This is a genomic window from Pseudomonas defluvii, assembly GCF_001695625.1.
Classification (GTDB): domain Bacteria; phylum Pseudomonadota; class Gammaproteobacteria; order Pseudomonadales; family Pseudomonadaceae; genus Aquipseudomonas; species Aquipseudomonas defluvii.
Genome location: NZ_MBPN01000204.1, coordinates 1 through 3,858, shown reverse-complemented (window position 1 = coordinate 3,858; position 3,858 = coordinate 1). Strand labels below are relative to the sequence as shown.

At 55.9% G+C, this 3,858-nt stretch carries 3 protein-coding genes; all 3 read left to right on the top strand.

Annotated elements, in window-relative coordinates:
• Nucleotides 1-231: 231 nt before the first annotated feature.
• The 3 genes from EKA13_RS26230 to EKA13_RS26220 are packed head-to-tail and all read left to right on the top strand — an operon-like array spanning nucleotide 232 to nucleotide 3,794.
• Nucleotides 232-891, top strand: coding sequence for a paraquat-inducible protein A (locus EKA13_RS26230; protein ID WP_065761954.1), 660 nt, complete (start codon nucleotides 232-234; stop codon nucleotides 889-891).
• Nucleotides 878-1,501 carry a paraquat-inducible protein A gene (locus tag EKA13_RS26225; RefSeq protein WP_065761953.1) on the top strand — a complete coding sequence of 208 codons (624 nt, stop codon included), beginning with the start codon at nucleotides 878-880 and terminating at the stop codon, nucleotides 1,499-1,501. Before EKA13_RS26230 ends, EKA13_RS26225 begins: the two co-directional genes overlap by 14 nt.
• The gene (locus EKA13_RS26220; protein WP_065761952.1) at nucleotides 1,494-3,794 is read left to right on the top strand and encodes a PqiB family protein; all 2,301 of its coding nucleotides are present in this window, start codon (nucleotides 1,494-1,496) and stop codon (nucleotides 3,792-3,794) included. The genes EKA13_RS26225 and EKA13_RS26220 overlap by 8 nt, the downstream gene beginning before the upstream one ends.
• Nucleotides 3,795-3,858 lie beyond the last annotated feature (64 nt).

Here is a 3,858-nt window from a genome sequence, read left to right as displayed (position 1 = left end):
ATCGCCGATGGTAGTGTGGGGTTTCCCCATGTGAGAGTAGGTCATCGTCAAGATTAAATTCCGAAACCCCTATCTGCACATGCAGGTAGGGGTTTTGTCTTTTCGCCTCCAAAGCTGGTCGGTAACGCCGGTTTTGACCGTGGCCTTTTCCCGGTCGATCTTTGGTTGTGTTCCCACAATTTGAGTTGGAACACTAGAATAGAGGTCGACGTTTTTACTCAGAATTTATTCATGCCTGATCCTGCCAATTCCGATCCACTCGCAGACCTGCCGCTGGACCAACTGGTAGCTTGTCATGAGTGCGACCTGCTGATGCACAAGCCCGTGCTCAAGCACAATGAGAAGGCGCAGTGTCCTCGCTGCGGCTACGAGCTCTATGCGCATCGACATGATGTAGTTGAGCGCAGTATGGCCTTGGTGCTTGCTGCGCTTCTCCTCTATGTGCCCGCGAATTTCCTTCCGATCATGCAGCTCCACCTGTTGGGGCAAACTTCTGACGACACAGTCTGGAGTGGTGTCCTCGGGTTGTATGACAGTGGCATGCGTGAAATCGCTATCGTGGTGTTTCTGTGCAGCATGGCAATCCCTTTGCTCAAGCTGTTATGTCAGCTCGCTGTACTGCTAAGCATCAGGTTGGATGTTGGGCGCAGCTATGGGCTGCTGCTGTACCGTATGTACCACCATATGCGCGACTGGGGCATGCTTGAGGTTTACTTCATGGGTGTACTGGTCGCCATCGTCAAGCTGGTCGATCTTGCCGAGTTGAGTCTGGGGCTTGGTCTTGTCTGCTTTGTGAGTTTATTGCTGGTTCAGGTATGGCTGGAGGTGGTGATGTCACCTCACCAGATTTGGGTGGCTTTATCCGGGGAGGACGTTCATGCGGGCAATTGATGCAGGCATCCTGATTTGTGCTGAATGCCATGAGTTGAATCGGCAGGAGCCTGATACCGATGAACAGGTCTGCACGCGTTGCGGTGCACTGGTGCATGCGCGGCGCCCGAACAGCCTGATGCGAACCTGGGCGCTGCTCATCACCGCTGCCATTCTTTACATCCCTGCCAACATCTTGCCGATCATGACAGTCAGTACATTGGGGCAGGGCAGTCCCGATACCATCATGTCTGGCGTCATCACGCTAATGAAGCACGGAATGTTTCCGATTGCCGCAGTGGTATTTGTCGCCAGTATTCTGGTGCCGACCTTCAAGCTGGTCGGCATTGCGCTGTTGTTGTACTCGGTGCAGCGCCATCAGCCGCTTTCTGCTCGTCAGCGAATAGTGATGTACCGTTTCATCGAATTCATCGGACGCTGGTCGATGCTGGATATCTTCGTCATTGCCATTCTGGTGGCGGTGGTGAATTTCGGCCGCATCGCCAGTGTTGAAGCCAATCTGGGTGCTGTCGCTTTCGCTAGCGTGGTGATTCTGACAATGCTCGCTGCAGTAACTTTCGATCCCCGACTGATCTGGGACAACACGGAGTCGGATGACGACAATGAGTGATTTGCCTACGGCTAAAACCCGCCCTGCCTCGAACTGGTCTGCTATCTGGATACTGCCTCTGATCGCTTTGGTCATTGGTGGTTGGCTTGGTTGGCAGGCTTACCGTGAGTCGGGAGTCGACATCGAGGTCCGCTTCCAGAGTGGCGAGGGCATCGTCGTCAACAAGACTGAAGTGGTTTACAAGGGCATGCCAGTCGGCAAGGTGAAGAACCTGGTGCTTGATGCCAAGGGCAGTAACACCGGGGTGATTGCCACGATTGAGATGAACAAGGCTGCTGAGTCTCAGCTACGCACCAATACGCGTTTCTGGCTGGTGAAGCCGAGTGTAAGCCTGGCGGGTATTACCGGGCTGGAAACCTTGGTCTCAGGTAATTACATCGCTGTGAGCCCTGGTGACGGTGAGCAAACCCGGCGCTTCAAAGCGCTGGCCGAGGCACCACCGCTCTCTGACAACGAGCCGGGTTTGCACCTGACGCTCAAGGCCGATCGACTGGGTTCGCTCAATCGGGACAGCCCAGTGTTCTACAAGCAGATTCAGGTGGGCCGAGTGAAGAGCTATCGTCTTGCCGAAGACCAGGGGATCGTTGAGCTCAAGGTATTTATTGCACCTGCCTATGCAAACCTTGTTCGCAAGCACACGCGTTTCTGGAATGCCAGCGGCATCAGTATTGATGCCAATCTTTCCGGCGTGAAAGTTCGCAGTGAGTCGTTGGCCAGTATCGTGGCGGGTGGTATCGCCTTTGCCACGCCTGAGCACCGCAAAGACAGCCCGCCTACTGATACCAACCTGCCATTCCGTTTGTACGAGGACTTTGATGCTGCGCAGGCAGGCATCAAGGTCAAGGTCACGCTGAGTGACTTTGAAGGGTTGCAGGCCGGCAGAACGCCGGTGATGTACAAGGGTATCCAGGTCGGTTCGCTCAAAACGCTCAAGGTAGACCCTGATCTTTCCAGTGCTACGGCCGAGCTGACCCTGGACCCGTTGGCGGAAGACTACCTGGTTGCGGGAACCCAGTTCTGGGTGGTCAAGCCGTCGATCTCGCTGGCCGGTATCACCGGGCTGGAGGCTCTGGTCAAGGGGAACTACATTGCAATTCGCCCGGGCGATAAAGGCGCTTTGCCACAGCGGGAGTTTGAGGCGCGCGCCAAGGCACCACCGTTGGATCTGAAAGCGCCTGGTTTGCACCTGGTGCTGTTTAGCGACAGCCTGGGTTCGCTGGAGGTCGGTAGCCCAATCCTCTACCGTCAGGTCAAGGTCGGTACCGTGCAGAGCTATCAGTTCTCAAAAACGCATAAGCGTCTGCTGATTGGTGTCCATATCGAAAAAGAGTACGCCAATCTGGTTAATGGCTCGACACGCTTCTGGAATGCCAGTGGCATTACCCTGAGTGGAGGTCTCTCTGGTATCCAGATCAAGAGTGAGTCCTTGCAGAGTCTGATGGCTGGCGGTATCGCTTTTGACACCCCGACACCGGATGTACCGCTAAAACGTCGTGTTCCACGGTTCAAATTGCACCTTGATCAAGAGGCGGCGAACCGTAGTGGCGTCACCGTGATGATCAAGGTGGAGCGCGCCGACGGGCTCAAGGCGGGTACGCCTATTCGCTTCAAGGGCCTGGACATTGGCAAGGTTGAAGATGTCAGGCTGAGTGATGATCTGGAGTCGGTCATGCTCAAGGCGCGTATTACCGAAGTGCCTGATCGTATTGCGCGGGTCGGAACGCAGTTCTGGGTGGTGAAGCCGGCACTGGGTATCGTCAAGACTGCCAATCTGGAGACGCTGGTTACTGGTCAGTATCTTGAGGTTTTGCCCGCGGTGAAGAATCAGGGGCCGCAACGCAACTTTGTCGCGCTGGCCGAGGCGCCTGACCGCACCGAGCGTGAAGCAGGGCTCGCGTTGGTATTGAGTGCTGCGCGCCGAGGTTCGATTAAGCCAGGCGTTCCTGTGACCTATCGTGAAATCACGGTAGGCAAGGTCACAGGGTACGAACTGGGTCAAACAGCAGATCGCGTGCTGATCCATATCCTGATCGAGCCGCGTTACGCCTCACTGGTGCGCGGTGGTAGCCGGTTCTGGAACAGCAGCGGCTTTGGCGTGGACTTCGGGCTGTTCAAGGGCGCAACCGTGCGTACTGAGTCGCTGGAAACGCTGATTGAGGGTGGGATTGCGTTTGCGACCCCGGACGGGGAAAAGATGGGTAATCCGGCGCTGCCTAAGCAGACCTTCGCCTTGTTCGATAAGGCTGAGGATGAGTGGCTGCAGTGGGCGCCAAAGATTCAGATCGGTAAATAGGCCGTGTAAGTGCTGGAGCGGTGGGGGCTGGGTTCCGGCTCCCATGCGTTCAGAGTGAGGTCGG

Excerpts from the sequence above, each read along its gene's own strand:
- EKA13_RS26220 (WP_065761952.1), top strand. The coding sequence starts at position 1,494 with ATGAGTGATTTGCCTACGGCTAAAACCCGCCCTGCCTCGAACTGGTCT.
- EKA13_RS26225 (WP_065761953.1), top strand. The coding sequence starts at position 878 with ATGCGGGCAATTGATGCAGGCATCCTGATTTGTGCTGAATGCCATGAG.
- EKA13_RS26230 (WP_065761954.1), top strand. The coding sequence starts at position 232 with ATGCCTGATCCTGCCAATTCCGATCCACTCGCAGACCTGCCGCTGGAC.